The following is a 22,578-nucleotide window of genomic DNA, read 5'->3' on the forward strand; positions in this document are numbered from 1 at the left end:
AATTTAATCTCTAAACATAGCATAAACCCTGAACCCTATGATGGGTCAGGGTTTATTTTATTACCTTAGGAAATCAACTAAAGAAGGCTGTATAATTCGTGATCCTGCTGATAATGCTGCACGGTGCAGGCTTTCTTGGGTAATTAGCTCGGTAATTGCCTTTGCATAATCAATGTCTTCGTTTTGTGACATGGTTTTCGTTGCAATAACTTCCTGTTCACTTAAACGATTTTCTACCAGTTCCAAGCGGTTCATCCGTGCTCCAAGCTCCGCACGAGCATTGACGATATTATTGATACCAACGTCTAAATCAGCAATACTTGCATCAATAGCCTCATTATCTAAATCAGTATCACCTGCTCCTTCGAGCTTGTTAATAAAATTATCAATTGTATCAAAAATACTTGGCTCCCCACCGAACACATCATTTCCATCAACATTTGCCTGTAAAGTTGTTCCACTAGAAACCTCAATTAATACAGGCGAGCCATCAAAGTCAATATCGCCATCCTGATTGACCGGAGCTGTATTCGTTTTTGTACCATTAAAGATGTATTTATCATTCACATTCGTGTTTGCAATTTCAATCATATGTTCTTTTAATTGCTTTACTTCTTCACTGATGTTTTTAAGCTCTTCCTTATCGTACGTTCCGTTACTTGCTTGTACAGCAAGATCCCGTATACGTTGCATTGCAGAGGTAGCTTTATCAAGTGCTGCATCCGTATTATCCATCCAATTATGCACTTCATTTGTATTACGAATATATTGTTCCACTCTTACAAGCTCAGTGCGGTAGCCCATTCCTTTCATTGCAATAACAGGGTCATCAGAAGGACGGTTAATCTTTTTACCGGTACTTAGCTGGTGTAAATACGTATCCATTTTTCCGTAACTATTCGTTAAGTTACGAAGCATATTATTTGAAATCATTCCCTGCGTCACACGCATTTAAATCGCCTACCTTCCTACTAAGCCCATACTATTTATAATTCGATCCAGCATTTCATCCATTGCTGTCATGCTTCTTGCAGCAGCACTGTATGCATGTTGAAATTTGATCATGTTCGACATTTCTTCATCTAATGAGACAGAACTTACAGCGAGGCGCTGGTTCTGTACTTGTCCTAACAGCGTGTTTGTATTCTCTGTCATTCGGTTGGCATGCTCAGCTGTTACCCCAAGGTCTCCAATCAGCGACTCATAGAACTTTTTAATGCTGGCACCGTCTAATGTAGAGTTACTCGCATTAAAAATATCAGCTAGATTACGTGCATTATCACCGCTTCCAGAATCACCAGTTGTACTCGTTGCAATTTGACTACCATTTTCAAGCAATACGGAAATCGCTCCAGCTGCACCGATGTAGGCGTCCTCATCTGTCCCGAATTCCGTAAAGAATGCAGCTCCATTTTCATCACCGATTTTACCCGCTTGATGTTGTTCATTAAATGCAGTTGCAAAAGCATAGGCCATTTTATCCAAATTACGAAGCATTTCAGGATAATCCCCAACAACTGCACCAGATTCATCGACATAGCCAAAGGCATCTATTAAACCTTTGAGCGAGCCTTCCGTAGCCATTATGTCAACTTCTGTACCATCAATTGTAAAACTGCTAACAGCAAGTAAACTTTCTTCTGTAGCATAGTTAGGCTCGTCAAAAAACTTAGCAACCCCAGAGACACCATCAATTAACGAAGAATCCGTAATTGCCGTTCCCGCTTCATTTACAAGTTTAATCGTCGCAACACCATCGCCTTGTTTATTCGGTGGAAGATGACTTTTATCGTACGAAACATCAATACTTACGATTTCAGATAGATTGTCAATTAACATATCTCTACGATCGTATAAATCATTTGCACTATAGCCATGTGTTTCTAGATGTTTTATCTGCTTATTTAACTCATTAATTCCATCAATCAATGTGTTCGCATCTTTTACGGTTACATCAATTTGCTTTTGCAAATCTGTACGTATATTTGTCAACGACTCAGACATATAGTTAAACGTATCTGCTAACGCATGCGCACGTTGAAGTACGACAGATCTTGCACCTGAGTTTTCAGGGTTTACTGCAAGGTCTTGTAACGATTGCCAAAACTGATCCATTGTTTTAGATAGACCAGCATCGGATGGTTCATTTAGAAGGGCCTCCATGCGACTTAACGCTTCAGCTCTCGTTGACCAATATCCAGAAGTACTATTTTCACCACGGAATTGATTATCTAAAAACTGATTACGAATACGTTGGACCGATCCTGCTTCTACACCAGTTCCCATTTGTCCTGGAATTTGTGGACGATTACGAGATGCAGCAGGATAAGCTGATAGCGTTTCAAAATTAACCCGTTGCCTTGAATAGCCTTCTGTATTCGCATTCGCTATATTATGACCAGTTGTATATAGTGCTGCTTGCTGTGTGGCTAGGGCTTGCCTTGCCATCTCCAAGCCGTGAAATGTACTCATTTGGTAAACTCCTTTTAACCGTTTAAAAGTCGAGTAAAAAAGACAGTATAAGAGGTTGTTCAAAAATTTTAATGAACTTTCTTGGTCTTTTTTATCCTTCTTTCTTAAAACGTATTCTAATTAGGCCTTCGAATCAAAAACGGATCGATTCGATACCTCTGTTTCTTTTTTAACACCGTAATTCATGCTTTTTAATGTTGGACTCATCAGGTCCAATGACAATTGTACAAACTGCATCGACTGACTGATTAATGCTTGGTTCAACTGTTCTTGCTGTTTTAGCTTTGTAATCAGTTCTGTAAGCTGAGTTGCTATACTTTCGAGTTTCACTTGCTCCGTTTCACTCAAAATGTGCTTTAGAATAGTTGTAATCGTAGCATCTTCATTCGAAATACGATTCGCCTCACACCAGTCACTAACAGATTGCTGTCTCTTCTTCTCTGCTTGTTCTGATAGCCGTAATAGCTTCCGTTCTTTTACTAGAAGCGTCTGCAGATTTTCAATGGATCCTTCCTTTACGATACGCGTTTTTTCTTCAGAAGTAGCCAATAAATCCGTATGAATTTGTACAAGCTCTTTCAACGACTGTCTTATTGTGTCTGCGGACAACCTGACGTCCTCCTTAAAAAAGTATTATTTCGACCAGAATTGCAGCATCTTTTGCGCTACCTTTTCCGGATTCACTTTATATTCTCCAGCATCAACTGCCTGCTTAATCTCCTGAACATAAGCTGCACGTTTTTCGTTCGTCTTTCCACTTTCCTGCAGCTGTTTTGCCTCGCTCGAAATTTCGATACGATCCTTTTGCTTCGTCTCTTTTGTTAATTCGGATTGTTTTTGTATTTGTTGCTTATATGGATTAAAATTTGTTTGATTCGGACCATTAATTTTCATCCTGAGCTTCACCCCTTTTGGTTCAAAACTTGTATGAACGATCATTTTTTCTCTACATTTTTTATCGGCAACTAAGTTAAATTATTTAATACCTTTTTGATGCAGATTTATCTTGTTTGAGACTTTCCCTAAACGTATTCCTTTAAAAAATCACTTAATTGAGTTAACCTATTCACTTTTTATGCTTGGCAATTGCATAATACGTATCGATGTTAGGTGCGGCCAGTTTACGTGCCTCTTCCATTATTTGTTCTGTTTTTTCATATGCGTTTAAATCACTTTTCAATTCTTCGCTACATGAAATGCATAGCTTTCCCGAAGTAATTTCATTCCCACATCTTTCACATGGATAAGCAAGCTTTGGGAAATCAGAAGGAAGAAGGCGTTTCTCCTTAATAAACTTGATAATTAAAGATTCCTCTACTCCGGTAGCGTCGATGATTTCAAGTAATGTTGCTTCTCTATTTTTTCTTTCCCTTAAATAACGATAGACTGTTTGAAATGCGTCCTCTTCTTTCTTGTAACAGTTTTGGCAAACATCACGTAATCCTTTTACAAAAACCGCGTTACATCGGACACAATTAGCTAACTCAGCCATATTTATTCCCTCTTTCCAATAATTATAGCACATCCAAAAGCTATCCTCGAATAAGTGTAAATGCATACACACTCGGGCAACCATGCTGCTTTAATAATTGTGCTGCATGACGTAAAGTTGTACCTGTTGTATATATATCATCGACAAGAACGACTGGTTTGTTAATAGGTTGACGTATAAAAAATGGGTTTTCTGTAGTAATTCGTTCCATACGTGTTTTCTTTGACTGCTTTTCTCCATGAATGCGGGAAAGGATGTTGGCTTGCTCGATTGGTAAAAACTCTCCTAGTTGAAGCGCCTGATTAAATCCACGCTCTAATATCCGTTCTGTGCTTAGGGGAATTGGAATTGCTAGGGAGTCTTTACCTATAAAAGAAAATTTCTGCTTAAAAGCTTCCCTGACATACTCTCGAAATATTTCCCCTAACATGTAATCTCCACGATACTTCCAAGTTGCAACGATATCCTGCATTTTTTCATTGTAGGCAAAAATGGAATAGTTAAATTCAATGGTGTCCATTTCTTTATGTTCTTCCCACGAACGGCAGTCTGAACAAAGCTGTTCTTCTAGCTGGCGACTACATTTTCTACATCGATTCCCTTTTAGCAGCTCTAATTCAGCTGCACATGCTTCGCAGATAGGGCGAGGGACCGACAGCTGAAATAAATTAGCCCAGCCAATCTGAAGAATAATCTCATTTTGACAAACTAAACAATTCACCTTCAAAAACCTCCCCTTTTATTCATTTCTTTTATGGAAGTTATAGCTTCGTTCATCGCTTCTGTTCTTCCTTGATGGAAAAAGATTACTTCTCCTGTTGGATCAGCTGGGCTTCGTCCTGCTCTACCAGCAATTTGTACAAGCGCTGCTTCGTCAAATACATCATGGCCTGCATCCAAAATAACAACATCAACAGAAGGAAAAGTTACCCCTCGCTCTAAAATCGTTGTCGTAATCAAAACAAAAATTTCTCTATCTCTAAAATCTTGAACTTTTTCCCCTCGATTTGGATCTTGCGCATGGACGGATTGTAGTTTTTTACCTGACTGTAGTAAACCAGTTTGCTGTAAGGTCAATCCAAGTGGTCTTTTCAATTTTTCAGCAAGAATAATCGTTGGAACGAAGATAAGTAGTTGTCGATTTGAATTTTCGCGGTTTTTTAGCCAGCTTATAATCGATTTTGGAATGGTAAACTTCTGAAGGTCACGTTTTAGGCTATAGCACATTTTCGCTTGAGGGACTGGTAATGGTTTACCGTGGAAGCGGAGTGGAACGAATATATGTGGTAGTTGTTTCCTGCGGATTAATTTTCGTTGTTCATTTCGTGGTGTTGCTGTTAAGTAAATCGTAGTGCTTTCGGGCTTTCTGGCACGGTTAGCAGCAAACGGCAAGGAAGGGTCTGCATGAAATGGAAAGGCATCGATTTCATCAATGATCATGACATCAAATGCCTCCTTATAACGGAGCAGTTGATGTGTCGTAGCAATGATCAACTGGGCTGTTCCTGCTTTTTCTTTACTACCACCATACAAAGCCTGGACTGGCACAGTACGAAATGCCCGCTTCAGCCTGGGGTACAATTCTTTCACAACATCAGCCCGTGGTGTAGCTAAGCAAATGCGTTTTCCACATCTTAACGCATCTGTAATTCCAGGAAACAGCATCTCAGTTTTACCAGCACCACATACCGCCCAAATAAGCGTTTCCTTTTCATTCATTCGGATAGCAGTCACAATTCGATCAGCAGCTTTTTGTTGAACAGCAGTTAGCTCCCCCTCCCATGTACACGGATTTTCATGCTTCGGCCACTCTGGCTGACCACCTGACCATTGATACAACACTTCACATTCACTAACTCGTCCCATTTCAATACATTTGCGACAGTATGCATGGGTTGATTTACATTGATTACACGGGAATTTTCCAAAAAGAGTAGTTTTTTCATTGCCACATCGATTACAATGCATACGGAAGGATTTTCGAACGATTGGTTTCATTGGAGTAAACTGCTTTGTGGCGAGTAGATGTTGGAATACGGGGTTATCAAGCAAGATTTCGTTTCTTAATAATAATTTCCCATTATATTGCTTGGCGTATTCATCACGTGTAGCGGTTATTTCGTTTGACATTGATTCACTCTCTTTCATATTATTTCGCCATTCCTAGATTTATAGCATGGCTAGGAATGACGATTATTTTTTAGCTTAATCATTACAAAGACAAATTTGCTGCTATTTTACATACCAACCGACACCAATAGCCCCCTCGCCTAAGTGCGTTCCAATAACAGGTCCAAAGTAGCTAATCGTTGCTTCCATGGTAGGATTTTTTTGTAAAAATGCATCACGTAGTTCAATCGCGGATGCTTCATTATTTCCGTGAATGAAAACAACAGAAAGATCTTTTCCTTTATCAGCATCTTCCTCAAGCATTCCAATGATTCGGCTAATCGCCTTTTTACGCGTTCTTATTTTTTCAAATGGTACGATCAATTTTTTAGAGAAATGGAGGATTGGTTTTACTTGCAAAAGACTTCCAACTAACGCCTGGGCGCCTGATAGACGACCACCTCGTTGCAAGTTAGTAAGATCATCTACCATGAAATAAGCTGTCATAGTTTCTTTCATCTCATCTAATCGTTGAATGATCTCCTGAGCTGTCTTCCCCTGCTCAGCCATTTTTGCAGCTTCCAATACATAAAAGCCCTGCACCATACAGCTCATCTCGGAATCATATACATAGACATCAATACCGTCTACCATTTCTCCAGCACTAGCAACCGCTTGATAAGTCCCACTAATCCCACTGGATAAATGGATGGATACAACTGCATCATAATCCTTAGCAAGCTCCTCTAATTTGGTCGTTACATATCCGATGGAAGGTTGTGAGGTTGTAGGTAATTGCTTTGTTTCTCTTACTTTTTGATAGAATTCTTCTGTTGTAATATCTATTTCTTCCTCATAGGATTTATCTTCGAAGACAACACTAAGTGGAACCATGTGAATATTAGTCTTTTCTCTTACGTCAGCAGTTATATATGCTGTGCTATCTGTCATTACAGCAACTTTCATAACCTATCCTTCTCCTCTATTACGATTTGTATCATTTTTATTTTACCTCAACTATTTCTAAAAAGCACTTGTTATTCTGAGTTCTTCTCATGTATGTTATGAGAACGGTAGAAATCCTATCGAGGAGCGCAATTATGATGATTCATGCAAAGAGGTACTGCCTTTAATCGGAAAATTCGCAGATTAGTCGTTCATTCATAACATCACTTTAGATACGCACGGAAAAATACCCTGATGATACAAGATCATCAGGGTATTTTTAGAACAATGCGGCTAGATGACCTCAACCCAACCTTTTCGGATGGCTGAAACAACTGCCTGTGTACGATCGTTTACATTCATTTTTTGTAAAATATTACTCACATGATTTTTTACCGTTTTTTCACTGATGTATAAGGTTTCAGCTACTGCACGGTTACTTTTTCCATCTGCTAATAATTGCAATACCTGACACTCACGCTTTGTAAGCAAGTGTAATGGTTTACGATATTCAATTCCTTTATCAGCGATACTAGAACTATTTTCTCTAGCTAGACGTCGATATTCCTTAACAAGATTATGTGTTATTTTCGGGTGTAAGTATGATCCTCCATCACTAACGACTTTAATCGCTTCAATTAATGAATCTGAATCCATTTCTTTCAATAGATAGCCTTGCGCACCTGTTTTCAATGCGTGTGTCACATAGCTTTCATCATCATGGATGGACAGGATAATTACTTTCGTATTTGGGAAATATCTTACTAAATCAGCAGTCGCCTGAACCCCATTTATTTCAGGCATGTTGATGTCCATTAATACAACATCCGGATTATTCTCTTTAACCAACTTAGACGCCACTGCACCATTATCTCCCTCGGCAACTACTTCAAAAGAAGGCTCAAAATCTAGTATTCTCTTTACACCTTCACGAAATAATTTGTGATCATCTATTAATACAATGCTAATTTTTTTCTCTGTATTCATTGCCTTTATTCCTCCCACATACTAAATACTAGTTCTCTTTTACACCCTAATATGATAGATCATTTTTCTTTTTCTAAATATGAATTCTCTATTAGTATATTAATGATGCATTTTCATTCACTTCATTTGCATCAATAATTCTATATAACCTATTATATACGTAACCTGATTAATAGGGAACCTTTATGATAATTGCTGTCCCCTTACCTAGGGAAGACTGAATATGTAACTCTCCCTCTAACATTTCCACTCTTTCTCTCATACCTATCAAACCGAAAGATTTATCCTTTTTCTTACTGACATCGAAGCCTTTCCCATTGTCTTTAATAACCATCGTTAAGCTGTTTCTGCGTATTTCTAACTTCACTTGAATTTGACTCGCTTCACTATGTTTAATTGCATTTTGAATGGATTCTTGCATTAATCGGAAAAACGCAACCTCATATTTTGAATTAAGCCGCTTCTCTTCACCAATGATTGAAAATTCAGTCGGTATATTATTGTAGTCTGAAATACTGTCCACATATTTTTTCATGGTCGGAACAAGTCCAAGGTCATCTAATGCCATTGGCCTAAGGTCATAAATAATTCTTCTCACCTCATATAAAGAGGAACGTACCATTTTTCGAACGCTTTTTATCTCGGATATCGCCTCGTCCATCGAGCCATTACGAATTGTTCGTTCTACAATCTCGGAACGAAGTAAAATGTTCGCAAGCATCTGTGCTGGTCCATCATGAATTTCTCGAGATATTTTTCGTCGTTCATCTTCTTGCGCTTCAATAATCTTCAGACCGAATTCCTGTTTTTCTTTTGCATTTTCAATCATTTCATTTACTTGTCTAAAATCATCCTGCAAGTAATTTAGAATTACGGAAATCTTTCCAGCTAAACCTTCAGCTCGATTGATTGTATGCGTTAACGTAATTAATCTTCTTTCTAATTCATCTCGTTTGTCTCGTAATGCTTTTTCTTCCTGACGTAAAATAGCCAGATTGGTTTGCATGAGATGTGTATTTTCATACACTTCGCGAATATCTTCCTCAGAATAGCGTTCAAAGTACTTACTAACTTCTGCTAAACGTTTTCTCGAAAAACGCACTCGTTCTTCAAGCTTATCTCCATTTTCAATATGTTGAAGCACTTTCTCCTTCGTTTCTTTTAGCTCCAAAACAAGGTGATCGTGCTCTCTACGTGCTTCTTCACTAATATTAAAAATTTCATCTTTACTATTTTCCACAACTTCGACCATATCATCAATTACATGATCCAAAGCCTTCTCACTTATTTTAACACTCATCATTCCCCACCAACCTGTGTTATAATTATACGTACATCGTTTTATTTTTTAAAGGGTCTTTTCCCTTTTTACATGAATTTTCATCCAAAAATTGATAATTAATTTAAATTTTTTATGCATATAACACTATCTATCTACTATCATGTTCGTTTGAGGTGAGAAAATCAAGATGCTAAAAAGCTATTTAACAGTTAAAAAGAATGGAAATGATGAATTAATTATTCAAAAATCGCGGTTTATTGGCTATGTTCGTAGAGTCGAAACAGAAGAAGCCGCACAAGCGTTTATTCAGGAAATTAAGAAAAAACATGCCGATGCTACACATAACTGTTCAGCCTATATTATTGGAGAGCATGATCAGATTCAAAAGGCAAATGATGACGGGGAACCGAGCGGGACAGCAGGTGTACCGATGTTAGAAGTTCTGAAGAAACAACACCTTAAAGATACTGCTGTTGTTGTTACAAGATACTTCGGTGGCATAAAGTTAGGAGCAGGCGGATTAATTCGGGCATATGGAAGTTCAACCTCTCATGCGATTAAAGCAACCGGGGTCGTAAGAAGAGAATTGATGCAAGGTTTTTCCATTACCATTGATTATACCCTGCTTGGCAAAATAGAAAATGAACTGCGAAATTCTGAATATCTTCTTGAAACGATTAACTATTTAGAAAATGTAGAATTTATCGTGTTTGTGAAACAAGACGAAATAGAAGCATTCCAAAATTGGATGATTGATTTGACAAGTGATCAAGCTAAATTAAAAACAATGGAACAAAAATACATCGAAGTCGATGTTTCATCAACACAAACAGAAAATGAATGAAAAAAAACTGCGTTCTCAAGGATGAGGATGCAGTTTTTATTATTTCGCTATTACATGGGAATGGGTATATTTAGCTAAAGGTTCACTATTCGATAGCTCACTAATTAGTTTTTTTATTAGGTCTTCTGAGTTATGAATTTTTTTCTTTTCTGTTTCATCAATCATTTTACTTAGCATTTCTTTTAATTTTTCTTGCTCTTTCATCAAATTCCCGCCTTTTGCTTATTTTATAGAATGTATTTTTACAATTAATGAGAACTCTAGCATAATTTTACAAAAAAATGTGTCGAAATGTGTCGAAAATAAAATTAAATATATTTAACATTTCGCTATATCCTTCGTAAACCTTAAACATTTCTGTCTGTTCTTTTATTTTTTCGCCAATAAAATATTCCGATAACGAATACTGCTAGCAACGCACCAAAACTATCTAATCCGACATCTCCTATATAAGCCGTTCGATTCGGTGTCATCCCTTGATGAATCTCGTCTGATATTGCATATAAAACCGTCAGTAGAAAAGAGAAAACAAGGCAGCGATAGCGCTTCATATTCGCACATGTTTTCCGAAACGCAATATAAAAAAACAATGTCAATAAAAAGAATGCCGCAACATGTGCACCCTTCCGTATAAAAAATTCGACAAAACCGTTAATGCCAAGCATTTCCACACTAACAACTGATTGATTATAGGTAAAAGATATCCACCCGACTATATTTTCTAAAAAGCGTAAATCTACCATATTACCTAGTAATGGTTTGATGTCCTGTTCCTCATACGGAGTTGCTGATGAAGAAAAAATCATACACATCCAACTAATAGGTAAGGTCCAATATAAATACTTTGCCATCATTAATCTACCAAACTTTCTAAAAAAATACAATCCTCGCCAAAATCATGTGAAGTAATTATACCGCAAAGATACGCTCATCGTATAGCTTTTTCAAAAGAAAACGCGTGGTTCGAAAATCAGATTATTAATGTTAAAAATCAGCTGGAAAATATATCGGGAAACTGCTGCGTTTATTTATAAGAAATATGGTGAGAATAGTAAAGTTGGCATTTTACCTACAAATGGCACATTTGCTTCAAGCATATATGAAAAAATGCTTAGATTTTCAGCCGAAACCATATCACTAATAATCGAGATCATACTTATATTTATCATTAGTAAATTTAGGAGGAAGTAAATGGTGTTAAAATTAAACCAAAACGAAGCGTTTGAATCTTTTATTAAAGACTCCTTCAAGAATGGTACGTACCTTAGAGAGTTAAGGCTATCTGAAAGTGAAGTTGAATATGTAAAAACGACTTTTCCCAATGCTAGCATTAGCGTCATATCTAAAACTGAAACTAATTTATCAGTTAAGAAATGGTATGAAGTTAATCTAAAGAATGCTCATGTGAAGTCTCCTGTAAAGTTACCAGTTAATCAAACTTAAAGGCTATGATAACAATTATCATAGCCTTTAGTAATATCCTTATAAATTTCGTCAGATAGGATAGTTTTTATACTTTTCTACCTGCCAAAAGTACTCCATCATCCAATTGCCTAAGTCCTATTCCCCCTCTGTATTAAGGATAATTATTTCCACTCTTCTATTTTCGCGCATATTCTCCTCTGTATCATTTGGTACTCTCGGCCTCGTGTCGCCATATCCTGCTATCGAAAAGCGAGATTCGTCAATACTAAATTCCTCAATTAGGTAACGAACAACACTACTTGCACGCCCACCGGAAAGCTCCCAGTTTGATGGATAACGAAAATTGCTCATCGGTCGACTGTCTGTATGACCTTCAACTTTAACTTCATTTGGTATCTCCATAAGCAGATTGCCTATTTCTTGTAAAAAGGATTCTCCTTCTTGTAATATATCCACTTCACCAGTCTCAAAAAAAATGCTATCCTGCAAAACTAGCACAACGCCTCGTTCCGTCCGATTAGCGGTAATAACCTCATTTAAATTATGTTCATCCAAATAGAATTCAACATCTTCTAACAAACCATCTAATGGATCTTCTTCATCTTCCTGGTCAATTACATCGTTATTCTGTGATGGCATTTCAAATTCATTGGACATTTCGTCAATTTCTTCATCATTAATTAACTCTGTTGGATTATCCATCGGTACAGCCGATGTAGAAAAGTCAAGTATCATTCTATTTTGAAAGGATTCTGAGATCGCTTTAAATTTATATAAATCAATTTGTGACATGGAGAATAATAAAATGAAGAAAACAAGAATTAGGGTAACCATATCCGAGTATGTAACCATCCATTTTGGTGTTCCTTTATCATTCCGTTTCCTAATTTCTCTACGTTTCATTGGTGCTCTCCTCTGTATAACCATCTAGATTATTCATTTAAATGTTCAACATGCTATAAGAATACAATTTCAATAACTGTTTGAACAACGTATTCTATTTACTATTTATATCGGCATGAATGATACAAAGTTGAACTTCATTTTTTAATCTATAAAGATAACCATATTTTTTACTGCCTCTGCACATCAAAAAACCGCAAAGCACAATGCTAAACGGTTCGGTGACTTTATTTATCTTGTTCTTGTCGCCATTTATTAAACTCAAGATATTCCTTAAATTGTTCTTTAGAAACTCCTGACTCCATTGCCTCTTTTACAATTTTCATCCATTCACTATCTAACTCTGTTTCAACTATCGAATTATTATCATTTATTAAATCGTTCACAGAAACTCCTAATACGTGGCTAATTTTCTCGATAAACTGGATCGATGGGTTTGACTGAAGGTTTCGCTCAATCGAGCTTAAATAGGACTTCGCTACTCCCGCCTTTTCAGCAAGCTCTGAAATCGACATTCTTTTTTCTTTTCGTAATTGTTTGATTTTTTCACCGATCAAGTTCTTCACCTACTTTCTCTGCGAATTATATCATAATTTTGGTGAAGAGTTCTATTAATAGTAAAAATTAAATCAAACATATGACTTTGTACTTGCGCTATTCAGAAACTGCCGAACTTCCTCTAACGATATACCTAGTTTTTTTGCCATTTTTATTAATGTAATCCATTCTTGATCAAACGCAACGATTTCAATTACCTTATCCACAATTCCGCCTCCATCAATAATCCAGATAATTTAGCTATTACCAGTAGGGCTTTAGACTAAAAAACTTCCGCGCCAACCTCCCATAAGATAACCTATAACTACGGATACATAAGCCCATTTTACTATATATTTAACATAAATTGTGTGACTTGTTTTGTCATTTGAACACTAGTTTTGTAGGATAAGGAAATTAAAAATGTTACTCATTTTGTAAGCTATTCGCTCCTATCATTTTACTTGGTAAATAAGCGCTACAACGCTCTTTTTCTGTTGTAAACATAGATAAACGCACCTGCCATTAACAAGATAATCCCTATAAGAAGAAAGTTAAAAATGTCGGTTGCTGTGCTCGGGAGTGGAGAACCATCGGAAGTTGAGCTACCTCCACTACCTCCACTGCTAACAGCACCAGCAACACTTTGCTCATCTGTATCGTCGTCTTCTCCCTCTGCTGTAAATAGCAAATAAAAATTGGCATTCAACCCTTGAAATTCGTTACCCAAATGTTCTGGAAAGCGTACTGTGAATTCCAACGTTTCTTCACTGGAGCTCACTAAATTACGAGCAGGTAATCCATTAAAGTCTTGCAATTTCCCGTTATAGAGAATTTCTTCTGCGTCACTGATTTCCAGTAATAATTCATTATAAAGTTTCTTTGAATCACCGTACGGTCTTACAGAAATGAAATAATCAAAATCCAGGATTCCATTATTTTGTACAACAACAGATCTAGGAGCCCAATCCCCAGGTTTCATATTATCAATGTTAAATAGCACTTCTTCTGGTAATATATCAATGGTTATTTCACCAGAAGCTGAAACTGAAGATGGATTTACTATATACATAGAGAAAGCACTTATTACAAGTAATATTAAAGCAAGCAATTTAATGTGTTTCATGAAGCACCTTCCTCATATCAATGACGTGTATATCTATTTCGCATCGGCAACATTTTCTTTTTCTTCGATTTGTCTTAACGCTCTCCATATCGTGAAGCCAGAATAACCTAACATCAAAATCCCCGGAATGATCATAAATACAATGCTCCCATTTGGTGATTGAGCGAAACTACCAATGTATCCAATGTAAGGAATTGTGAACCCATCATATGCTGCGACAACATTATCTGCCAAAACAGGATTTCGATCTACAGCATTGTTATTATCCCCTTTTGTTGTATAGAGAACACCGTTTCCTGTCTCCGTTACCTCTGCAATTCTATGTGTAACAAGCTTGTTATCTTCTTCCATAAACGTAATGACATCACCTTTTACGAAACTGCTTTTTTCCTCTTCTGCAATGGAGCGTACAGCTATTATTGATCCTGTTTGAATATCAGGTTCCATTGACCCAGAGAGAACTGTTTTCAATTGGTAACCGAATACCTCTGGTTCTCCACCAGTCAATTTAGTTGATAGTACAAGAGCTGCTACTCCAATCAATAAAATCACAAGAACATTTGTAACAATACGATTTGCCCATTTTAAAACTTTCCTTGCTTTCATTCCTTTTCACCTTCCTGTTCGTTTGTTGACTCTTCTATATGATTCTTCGTTTCTTCAAGACTCTGTTCCTTGCTCTTCACTGAATCCTTTGTCTCTTCTTTAACTTCATCAACTTCTGTTTCGGCTTCTTCTTCAATTACCTTTTCTTCTTTATTTTTGTCTTCCTTCTTTTCTTCTGTACTCTCGATTTCCTCGACAGTTGAATCGGATTCAACTTTCTCGTTACCGCTATCTTTCGTTTCATTCGTTTGCGATTTCGATTCTTTCTCTTCTGTAACTTCAGTACTTTCCTCTTGATCTTCCTGCTCTTCATCAACTGTTTTCGAGGAAGGACAGTTTACTTTTATCCATTTACTCCAAATCGTTTTACTACTAGAATCTCCAACAATTTCTTTTGTCGTAAATACATAGACTCCTGGGGAACTTGCTTGGAAAGTAAGTTTGGTTGATTGTCCTTTATCAAGTGGAGAAATAACTCCTTCATCCTTACCCAATTTTAGCTTTTTCCCATGCTTCTCTGGATTTCCATTTTCAATATAATACACATCATAGGTACTACTTTCTTCCATATCACCTGGCCCATCATTTTTTAACTCTGTTGAAATTACAACACCCTCACAAGCCTTTATGTTTTCATTTCCTTTAGACGTAAAGCGTAAAAAACTATCAATATGCGGGTCTTCCCAAGTACCAACTGTTACATCACCTGATGTTTCCTTGTAATTCGTAAAATAGGCTGCTGTATCTGAAGCTAAATAGTTAATAGAAAATAGAAGAACATACCAGATTAGCGAAACTTTTAATAGCAGAAATAACAATCGATTCTTTTGTTTAAATTTATTTAAACGGCTCATTCTCAAACACATCTCCGCCTTTCAAAATATCTACGTTTTATACATATTCATTAGCATGTAACTTTACGTTTTATGCTAATGAATATGTATAAATTTATTTAGAAGGAGAATGAAAATACCACCTCCCTCTAAATGTAGTTCCTTCTGTTTACCTTTTATTCGAAATTAGGTTTTCCATCTCTTTGAACTGCCTCAAACTCCCATTTCAGTTTTAGGGAATCTTGTTGAAAATGATTCTGATCCTTCTCATTGTCTACAAAACTGAATCGAACAGTGAATTTCTTAGGGTTACTATCTACCGTGAAATCTTCTAAAATCTTCTTTGGGTTATCTGTTAAACTCGATAGTTTTTCTTTAAACAATACATTTTCTTTTCCGTTCACATGATATAAATATTCGACAAGTATGTGATCACCTAGATCATCCCCGCCGTTATTCTCACCCTTATCGATAACTTCGTAAGAGGAATTCAAGATAACTTCCTTCATGTCTACTGTACCGTCATTGGTAAGTTCAAAATTTCCATTAATGGTGTCACCAGGGACGATATCCGTAATAGTAATAATTGATTCCTTGTTTATTCCTAAGTCCAATAGTCCCGCTGCAAACGTATTTGCAGTTTCCTCTGTATCTTTAAAGTACGCAAAGGTTCCACCTGTGACTAAACTAATTCCTATTGCAGCAGTAATGAAGCTGACGGTTAAACTCTTTTTTAGGCTCAACTAGATTCCCTCCCAATGTTTTTATTGATCAATTTTCTTATGATTATGGTATTTTTATTTCATGCTTATGTAGGAGGAGAATAATCTCCTCCAATTATTTTATTATTTTGCTTGACCTTCACCTTGCTTCGCATTAAATGTCCATTCTAAATTCAAGCTATCTCCTTGGAATTCATTTTGATCTTCCCCATTATCTACAAACTCGAATTGAACGTAGAAAGTATCACTTGTATTTGGTGCTAAACCTCTTTCTTCCCAAAATACTAACCAGAATTTTTCGTGTACTAATTCAGGACTAGCGTTTTGAAGATCAGCCAAAGTTGTTGACCAAATTGGAGTCGTTAATTTATCTGCATTTGCTAAAAAGTTAACTCGAATATGCTTTCCGAAATCTTCCGAATTATTACTTCCAACATCGTTTACTGTATAACCTGTTGAAAGGTCAACTGTTTTAATATCCAATGTTCCATTATTTGAAAGTGTAAATGGTCGCAACATTGTGTCACCAGGTTTGATATTATCTACGTTAATAATTTCTGTTGGATTTAATGCTAGATCTAACGTCCCTGCTGCAAATGTGTTATTCGAAACCTCTGAATCACTAAAATAAGCAAATACTCCCCCACCGATTAATCCCAATCCTAATACTGCTGTTGCTACACCTGCACCTAACTTTTTCTTTAAACTCATTGTAAAATTCCTCCTTCAATTTTATAAAATGATTTCTTAAACACTTGGCATGCACGAAGCTTCCTAAGTGAATACCTAGTTGCATGTAATAGGGACGTCTTGTTACATTCCCATCTGATTCACAAACAATTGTCGCTGTTCGCTGAATGGCTGATACTTCTTCTGCTCATACGAATGCTATTTAACGAACGAAGCTGGATACAGCAACAACCCTCCTTTCATATGTAACCTCACAAGCCGCTACCGTTCTTTATTACTTCATTATAATTCTTAATAACGAACGATTTAAATGAAGTATAATTTATTTTCCTCAAATAGGAAACACTCAAATTCCACCTTTTATACGTTATAAAGAACGAAATACTTTAAATTACTTAAATTTACTTTGTTTTACTCTAATTTTTAATAATTTTAAATTATTTTACACATTTTATAAAGAACAGAATAAAAATACCTTTCAAAGCAACAAAGCTAGCTATTCAAAAATTATTACTCTCCTTGCTTTTCATCCTAGTTTAAAAGTTTAATCTTTAAAGTCTCATATAAATTGGATATACTGAATGTAAGCCTAATCATAAGGGATGTGTCCTATGAAAAAAATTTCGTTGTTCATTATAGTTATCGGTTTTGCCTTCCTTGCATTCGGGGGATTTCAGTGGTATCAGACGAAAATGGCACAAAAGGAAAGTATGGCCGAAGCACAGGCTCTGCTTGATGAAAAAGAATTCTCCACGAATGATTTAACAGAGGAGCAACAACCAGAAATAGCTAAAGAATTTTCTCCAGATATCGGAGAAACAGTTGGCATCTTACATATTCCAAAGTTGGAGGCAGATTTGCCTATTGTTGAAGGAACTCATGAGGACGAACTCGCTAAAGGTGTCGGGCATTATCGCGGGACTGCCTATCCACTCCAAAACGACCAAATTGTATTATCCGGACATCGCGATACCGTCTTTCGTCGTATGGGGGAACTAGAAATCGGTGATATATTGACAATTCAATTACCGTACGGAGAATTTTCCTATGAAATTACAAACACCAAAATAGTCGATGCTGAAGATCGTACAATCATTGTTCCACATGATGAAGAAGTTTTGACATTAACAACCTGCTATCCTTTTTCATTTATAGGTAGTGCACCGGATCGCTATATTATTACTGCTTTACCAGTTTCAACTGACATAAAGTGAAACATCATGCAGTAGGGGGATTACAGCTCGTTCATGCGTGATAATCGAATAAACTGACAATCACACTATCCTTGTTAAATCTTTATACATTTTTCATAGACTATATTCACTATTTCGTATATAATTTATCCAAGATTTGATATTTTTTTACACCATTCATCGTTAAGAAGTCCTATAATTTTAACATTTTAATACAGAGGAGAATACATGTGGTATCAAGATCTGACAAAAAACATAATAAGAAAAAACGTAAATGGCTACTATGGGTTGGGGGAATCTTCCTTGGGTTATTCTTGCTAATTGGCGGGTATGTCTTTTACTTATGGAATGAAGTTGGTGCAACGATAGAAACCATGCACAATCCATTAGCGAGAGATGATGATCCTGACCGCCAGAAGCAAATTCAGTCGATTTTTTCAGATAATGGCTCGCTCAACGCTTTACTTTTAGGTGTAGATGAACGTTCTGGAGATAAAGGTCGTTCAGATACAATGATTCTAATGTCCATTAATCCAAAAACAAATGAAATCATCATGCTTAGTATTCCAAGGGATACATATGTAAATATCCCGGGACGTGGTATGGACAAAATTAACCACGCGTACGCTTTTGGCGGAACTGATTTATCTGTTCAAACAGTAGAGGAAGCTTTCAATTTACCTGTTCACGTTTATGCAAGAGTGAATATGGAAGGATTCCAACAAGGAATTGACGCTTTAGGTGGAGTTACGATTAACAATAACTTTGCTTTTTCGAGTGGTGGACACACGTTTCCTGAAGGCCAAATTAGTCTGAATGGTGATGAAGCACTCGACTATATTCGTATGCGTTATGAAGACCCGCGTGGTGATATGGGAAGAAATGAACGCCAACGCAATGTCATTGCTGCAGCGATGGATGAAGCAGCTAGTTTTTCCAGCATTACTAAAGTCGGTGATATTTTAACAATTTTAGGCGATAATGTACAAACAGATTTAGATATGAAAAAAATTCAAACGTTATTTACAGACTATGCTGGTGCTAGACGAAGCATTACAACAATGGAAATTAACGGATCTGGTCAAACCATCGGCGGTGTATGGTATTATATCGTTCCTGACGAAGAGTTTAGCCGAATCACATCAGACATTACAGCTCATATGGAAGCAAATTAACGCTCTCCTTTTATCACTGTTTTTTAAGAAGAAAAGTCACCTGTACATCGAGATAAGCAGCGTGGCTTTTCTTCTCTGGACAGATTTCAAAAAAATTTTAACAATATGAAAAGCTTCTTATCGGTAAAATAAGATTTGGAGGAATTGGTATGAAACGAATTATCATTTTATTTGTTTTTCTACTCATTCTTGGTGCATGCTCTGAGCAAGATCAGGTTACACCGAATGATCGCTTTAATGACTATGTGGCACACTGGAACGAACTCGAGTTTGATCAAATGTATGACTTGTTTTCTGCAGATGCAGCTAACACGTATTCCGAGGAACAGTCTGTATTACGCACACAGTCTATTTATGAAGACATAGGTGTTTCTGACTTTCAAGTGAGTTTTGATGAATTAAGTGAAGAACAGCTGGATACAGCTATGGAAGAAAGAACGGCAACTATTCCGTTTACCGTCCAATTAGAAACACTTGCTGGACCGGTTAATTTTGAGCACGAAGCGACCCTTATCCAACAGGATGATGGAACAGAAGAAGAGGATTCACAAAATTGGTATGTTGAATGGGAAACTGGATTTATTTTCCCAGATTTAAAAGAGAACGGTCAAATCCGCATACAAACAACTTCTCCAAAGCGCGGAGAAATTCTGGATCGTAATCAAATGCCATTAGCAATTAATGATACGATTTACGAAATTGGTATTGTTCCAGGTAACCTTGGTGCAAATCCTGACCAATCGGTGCAAAAGGTTGCTGACCTACTCGGAATGAACATAGATACAATCGAAACCGCATTGAACGCAGGCTGGGTTGAAGACAATTTATTTGTTCCACTAAAAAGTGTACTTCCGGAAGATGAACTTCTCTCCGAATTATTAGCCATTGAAGGCGTCCAGTCACAAGAAATTACTGGTCGGGTATATCCTGCAGGAGAAGCGGCAACTCATCTTGTCGGTTATATCCGTAATGTAAATGCTGATGATTTAGAAACACTCGACACGGATCAGTACAGTGCTAACGATAAGACTGGATCTCGTGGGTTGGAACAGCTTTATGAGGAGCAACTAAAAGGAAAAAAAGGTGTACGTATTGTTCTTGCAAATGAGGACGAAGAGGATTTTATTCTTGCTGAGATTCCTGTTGAAGATGGGAAGACAATTACGACTACCATTGACATTAATATACAAGAAAAAATATTCAATACGTTTGAGGATGATGCCGGTACAGCTGCTGCCGTTGATCCAAAAACAGGTGAAGCATTAGCGCTTGTAAGTAGTCCTTCCTTTGATCCGAATGAAGTATTATACGGTACATCAAGTAACTTTTGGGGAAAATTAGAGGAAGACGAACGTAATCCTGTACTGAACAGATTCTCCGCCACCTACGCACCTGGTTCTGTAATTAAACCAATTACAGGTGCAATCGGATTAACTAATGGCTCCATTGTACTTGGTGAAGGAATCGAGATTAACGGTCTGACATGGAGTAATGGTGAAGGCTGGGGAGATTATGAGGTTCGTCGCGTATCCACCTCCAACGGTCCTGTTGATCTAGCTGATGCATTAATCCGATCTGATAATATCTTTTTTGCAAGAAAAGCGGTTGAAATGGGGGCTGGAAGCTATACTGATGGGTTAAAAGACTTTGGGTTTGAAGAGGATTTTCCTTTTGAATATCCAATCACAGCATCAAGCCTTTCATCCAGTGGCACGTTAGATGATGAAGTCCTGTTAGCAAACGCTAGTTATGGTCAAGGTGAGCTGGAAATGAATGTACTTCATCTTGCATTAAGCTACACCCCATTTTTAAATGACGGAAATATGGTGAAGCCAACCTTACTTACCAATGAAGAAACAGGACAAGTCTGGAAGGAAGGATTAGTTACTGCTGAACAAGCAAACGCTATACAGGATGCATTACGAAAAGTTGTTACAGATGGTACCGGTCGGAATGCACAAGATGCAGATTTTCCGATTTCGGGAAAGACCGGTACTGCTGAATTAAAATTAACGAGTGAATCGTCTGGTGACGAGAATGGCTGGTTTGTTGGCTATCCTACAGATGATCAGGATATGATTATTGCAATGATGGTTGAACAGGTTCAAGATAAAGAAAGCGGACTTGCAACAAAAAAAGTTACAGAAGCCTTTCAAGCTATTAAATAATTATAAGCAAACCACGCCTTGCCCTAAGTGGTTATGAATGGACACTTTCTACCTGGAACAAAAGCGCAAGCGCTCGGTTAGCGACGTACGGACTGCGCCCCGAACATTGGGGTGGTTCGACGGGTCGAACATTCCTACGAAGGAGATAAAGGAAACATGCCTCTTTAGGGGTATGCCGATGTTAGGCGTAGCCTGATTTTAATCGGCCATCCTTTACCTAGAGTCGATGTTGACTTTCACCGCAAGGGTATATAAGTGCGACTAAGCCTCTGGTACAGCCAGTCGGCAAGTCTTCTTTATCGTACGGGGGTGAGGGAAGTCTCGCTAGTCGTTGGGCGCTGGAGCTGGACGTGGCTGTTTAGGTAACCAAGTTATCCCCAGCATTCAAATTTTATAGTTTCCTATGCAACAAAAAAATCTACTTCTCTCATATGGAGAAGTAGATTTTTTTATCGCATTACAACTATTTTGGAATCAGAACAAAACAGAAAGCGCTTACTTTTATTTTTTTATAATAGCTTTGTTAATTTATAAAATGCATCTCTATCATTTTTATCCAAAGCGACGTCAATTAGTCTTTTAATGTTCTCCCTTTCCATTTTACGAATAAAAAGAAGGACTGCTTTTTCTTGGTCAGTTTTACTTAAATTCGGTTCATCATTATGGTAATACGATTCTGCGATTGAATGCAGCTGCTGAATGAAATCAGGGATGGAGATGAGCTTGGACATTGTAACGTTTACAACATCTTTTCCGTTTTGAAAAGCAAAAACCGCATCCAGATTCTCCACCTTTTTCGTTTTTCGGTTAATTCGAATCTCATTGGCTTCTACAGGAATAAATTGATAAACTTTGTTATTAATCACGACCGAAAAATATTGATATGCAAGTATGACTCGAACGTATTCCTCTTCCGTTTTAATGTAATACGGCTTTAGCATTTTAACAGTTACCATAGTTTCCACCTCCTAATTTTATAACGCATTATCAATCTAAATTTTCAGTTAATTAATTTTACACGAAATTATTGAAAAACACAAGTAAAATATTTTACCGAACCTAAGAGAGA

26 protein-coding genes are annotated in these 22,578 nt (G+C 37.0%); 5 read left to right on the forward strand and 21 right to left on the reverse strand.

The genetic code is table 11. The features are described from left to right. Nucleotides 1-60: 60 nt before the first annotated feature. The 10 genes from flgL to F1560_RS04030 all read right to left on the reverse strand — a co-directional run bounded on the left by flgL (nucleotide 61) and on the right by F1560_RS04030 (nucleotide 9,305). A complete protein-coding gene (gene flgL, locus F1560_RS03985; RefSeq protein ID WP_149473352.1) occupies nucleotides 61-951 on the reverse strand; it encodes a flagellar hook-associated protein FlgL in 891 nt (296 codons plus the stop codon). Between the two features lie 9 nt (nucleotides 952-960). After that, entirely contained in the window at nucleotides 961-2,472 is a 1,512-nt protein-coding gene (gene flgK, locus F1560_RS03990; RefSeq protein WP_149473353.1) for a flagellar hook-associated protein FlgK, read from the reverse strand. A 120-nt stretch (nucleotides 2,473-2,592) separates the two neighbouring features. Then, the gene (locus tag F1560_RS03995) at nucleotides 2,593-3,081 is read right to left on the reverse strand and encodes a flagellar protein FlgN (protein ID WP_149473354.1); all 489 of its coding nucleotides are present in this window, start codon (nucleotides 3,079-3,081) and stop codon (nucleotides 2,593-2,595) included. Between the two features lie 24 nt (nucleotides 3,082-3,105). After that, the gene (gene flgM / locus F1560_RS04000; RefSeq protein WP_149473355.1) at nucleotides 3,106-3,366 is read right to left on the reverse strand and encodes a flagellar biosynthesis anti-sigma factor FlgM; all 261 of its coding nucleotides are present in this window, start codon (nucleotides 3,364-3,366) and stop codon (nucleotides 3,106-3,108) included. Between the two features lie 172 nt (nucleotides 3,367-3,538). Beyond that, nucleotides 3,539-3,964, reverse strand: coding sequence for a TIGR03826 family flagellar region protein (locus F1560_RS04005; protein WP_149473356.1), 426 nt, complete (start codon nucleotides 3,962-3,964; stop codon nucleotides 3,539-3,541). A gap of 40 nt (nucleotides 3,965-4,004) precedes the next feature. Beyond that, a complete protein-coding gene (locus tag F1560_RS04010) occupies nucleotides 4,005-4,685 on the reverse strand; it encodes a ComFC family protein (RefSeq protein ID WP_149473357.1) in 681 nt (226 codons plus the stop codon). 2 nt (nucleotides 4,686-4,687) lie between these two features. After that, nucleotides 4,688-6,094, reverse strand: a complete 1,407-nt coding sequence (locus F1560_RS04015; protein WP_245347801.1) for an ATP-dependent helicase ComFA — start codon at nucleotides 6,092-6,094, stop codon at nucleotides 4,688-4,690. Between the two features lie 102 nt (nucleotides 6,095-6,196). Beyond that, nucleotides 6,197-7,039 carry a DegV family protein gene (locus F1560_RS04020; protein ID WP_149473359.1) on the reverse strand — a complete coding sequence of 281 codons (843 nt, stop codon included), beginning with the start codon at nucleotides 7,037-7,039 and terminating at the stop codon, nucleotides 6,197-6,199. A gap of 273 nt (nucleotides 7,040-7,312) precedes the next feature. Further along, nucleotides 7,313-8,005, reverse strand: a complete 693-nt coding sequence (locus tag F1560_RS04025; RefSeq protein WP_095311127.1) for a response regulator — start codon at nucleotides 8,003-8,005, stop codon at nucleotides 7,313-7,315. Between the two features lie 169 nt (nucleotides 8,006-8,174). Then, nucleotides 8,175-9,305, reverse strand: a complete 1,131-nt coding sequence (locus F1560_RS04030) for a sensor histidine kinase (RefSeq protein WP_149473360.1) — start codon at nucleotides 9,303-9,305, stop codon at nucleotides 8,175-8,177. 169 nt (nucleotides 9,306-9,474) lie between these two features. Between F1560_RS04030 and F1560_RS04035 the strand changes: the two genes are divergently transcribed. Then, a complete protein-coding gene (locus F1560_RS04035) occupies nucleotides 9,475-10,131 on the forward strand; it encodes a YigZ family protein (RefSeq protein ID WP_149473361.1) in 657 nt (218 codons plus the stop codon). A gap of 39 nt (nucleotides 10,132-10,170) precedes the next feature. On the opposite strand, the gene F1560_RS22025 is transcribed toward F1560_RS04035, so the two are convergent. Continuing rightward, nucleotides 10,171-10,335, reverse strand: a complete 165-nt coding sequence (locus F1560_RS22025; protein WP_187773620.1) for a hypothetical protein — start codon at nucleotides 10,333-10,335, stop codon at nucleotides 10,171-10,173. A gap of 143 nt (nucleotides 10,336-10,478) precedes the next feature. Next, nucleotides 10,479-10,982: a VanZ family protein gene (locus F1560_RS04040; RefSeq protein WP_149473362.1), complete on the reverse strand. Its 504-nt coding sequence runs from the start codon at nucleotides 10,980-10,982 to the stop codon at nucleotides 10,479-10,481. A gap of 340 nt (nucleotides 10,983-11,322) precedes the next feature. Here F1560_RS04040 and F1560_RS04045 point away from each other — a divergent pair, with 340 nt between their 5' ends. Beyond that, nucleotides 11,323-11,574 (forward strand): hypothetical protein, encoded by a 252-nt coding sequence (locus F1560_RS04045; protein ID WP_149473363.1) that lies wholly within the window; start codon nucleotides 11,323-11,325, stop codon nucleotides 11,572-11,574. Nucleotides 11,575-11,691: 117 nt separating this feature from the next. Here F1560_RS04045 and motS read toward each other — a convergent pair whose 3' ends face one another. The 8 genes from motS to F1560_RS04085 form a co-directional block, all read right to left on the reverse strand. Further along, nucleotides 11,692-12,459 (reverse strand): flagellar motor protein MotS, encoded by a 768-nt coding sequence (gene motS, locus F1560_RS04050; RefSeq protein ID WP_149473364.1) that lies wholly within the window; start codon nucleotides 12,457-12,459, stop codon nucleotides 11,692-11,694. A gap of 227 nt (nucleotides 12,460-12,686) precedes the next feature. After that, nucleotides 12,687-13,016 carry a helix-turn-helix domain-containing protein gene (locus F1560_RS04055; protein ID WP_149473365.1) on the reverse strand — a complete coding sequence of 110 codons (330 nt, stop codon included), beginning with the start codon at nucleotides 13,014-13,016 and terminating at the stop codon, nucleotides 12,687-12,689. Between the two features lie 72 nt (nucleotides 13,017-13,088). Further along, a complete protein-coding gene (locus F1560_RS04060) occupies nucleotides 13,089-13,223 on the reverse strand; it encodes an anti-repressor SinI family protein (RefSeq protein WP_246811904.1) in 135 nt (44 codons plus the stop codon). A gap of 251 nt (nucleotides 13,224-13,474) precedes the next feature. Continuing rightward, on the reverse strand, nucleotides 13,475-14,122 hold the full coding sequence (locus F1560_RS04065; protein WP_149473431.1) for a TasA family protein: 648 nt from the start codon (nucleotides 14,120-14,122) through the stop codon (nucleotides 13,475-13,477). 33 nt (nucleotides 14,123-14,155) lie between these two features. After that, nucleotides 14,156-14,728 carry a signal peptidase I SipW gene (gene sipW / locus F1560_RS04070; RefSeq protein ID WP_149473367.1) on the reverse strand — a complete coding sequence of 191 codons (573 nt, stop codon included), beginning with the start codon at nucleotides 14,726-14,728 and terminating at the stop codon, nucleotides 14,156-14,158. Beyond that, the gene (tapA, locus tag F1560_RS04075; RefSeq protein ID WP_187773621.1) at nucleotides 14,725-15,582 is read right to left on the reverse strand and encodes an amyloid fiber anchoring/assembly protein TapA; all 858 of its coding nucleotides are present in this window, start codon (nucleotides 15,580-15,582) and stop codon (nucleotides 14,725-14,727) included. The genes sipW and tapA overlap by 4 nt, the downstream gene beginning before the upstream one ends. Nucleotides 15,583-15,737: 155 nt before the next feature. Further along, nucleotides 15,738-16,304: a TasA family protein gene (locus tag F1560_RS04080; protein WP_149473369.1), complete on the reverse strand. Its 567-nt coding sequence runs from the start codon at nucleotides 16,302-16,304 to the stop codon at nucleotides 15,738-15,740. A gap of 102 nt (nucleotides 16,305-16,406) precedes the next feature. Then, nucleotides 16,407-16,994 carry a CalY family protein gene (locus F1560_RS04085; protein ID WP_149473370.1) on the reverse strand — a complete coding sequence of 196 codons (588 nt, stop codon included), beginning with the start codon at nucleotides 16,992-16,994 and terminating at the stop codon, nucleotides 16,407-16,409. 590 nt (nucleotides 16,995-17,584) lie between these two features. On the opposite strand from F1560_RS04085, the gene F1560_RS04090 reads away from it, so the two are divergent. The 3 genes from F1560_RS04090 (at nucleotide 17,585) to F1560_RS04100 (ending at nucleotide 21,509) form a co-directional block, all read left to right on the forward strand. Beyond that, nucleotides 17,585-18,187, forward strand: a complete 603-nt coding sequence (locus F1560_RS04090; RefSeq protein ID WP_149473371.1) for a class D sortase — start codon at nucleotides 17,585-17,587, stop codon at nucleotides 18,185-18,187. Between the two features lie 209 nt (nucleotides 18,188-18,396). After that, a complete protein-coding gene (locus F1560_RS04095; protein ID WP_149473372.1) occupies nucleotides 18,397-19,341 on the forward strand; it encodes an LCP family glycopolymer transferase in 945 nt (314 codons plus the stop codon). Between the two features lie 149 nt (nucleotides 19,342-19,490). After that, nucleotides 19,491-21,509, forward strand: coding sequence for a penicillin-binding transpeptidase domain-containing protein (locus F1560_RS04100; protein ID WP_149473373.1), 2,019 nt, complete (start codon nucleotides 19,491-19,493; stop codon nucleotides 21,507-21,509). 509 nt (nucleotides 21,510-22,018) lie between these two features. On the opposite strand, the gene F1560_RS04105 is transcribed toward F1560_RS04100, so the two are convergent. Then, entirely contained in the window at nucleotides 22,019-22,465 is a 447-nt protein-coding gene (locus tag F1560_RS04105; RefSeq protein ID WP_149473374.1) for an IDEAL domain-containing protein, read from the reverse strand. Nucleotides 22,466-22,578 lie beyond the last annotated feature (113 nt).

Source organism: Oceanobacillus polygoni (genome assembly GCF_008304605.1).
Classification (GTDB): domain Bacteria; phylum Bacillota; class Bacilli; order Bacillales; family Amphibacillaceae; genus Oceanobacillus; species Oceanobacillus polygoni.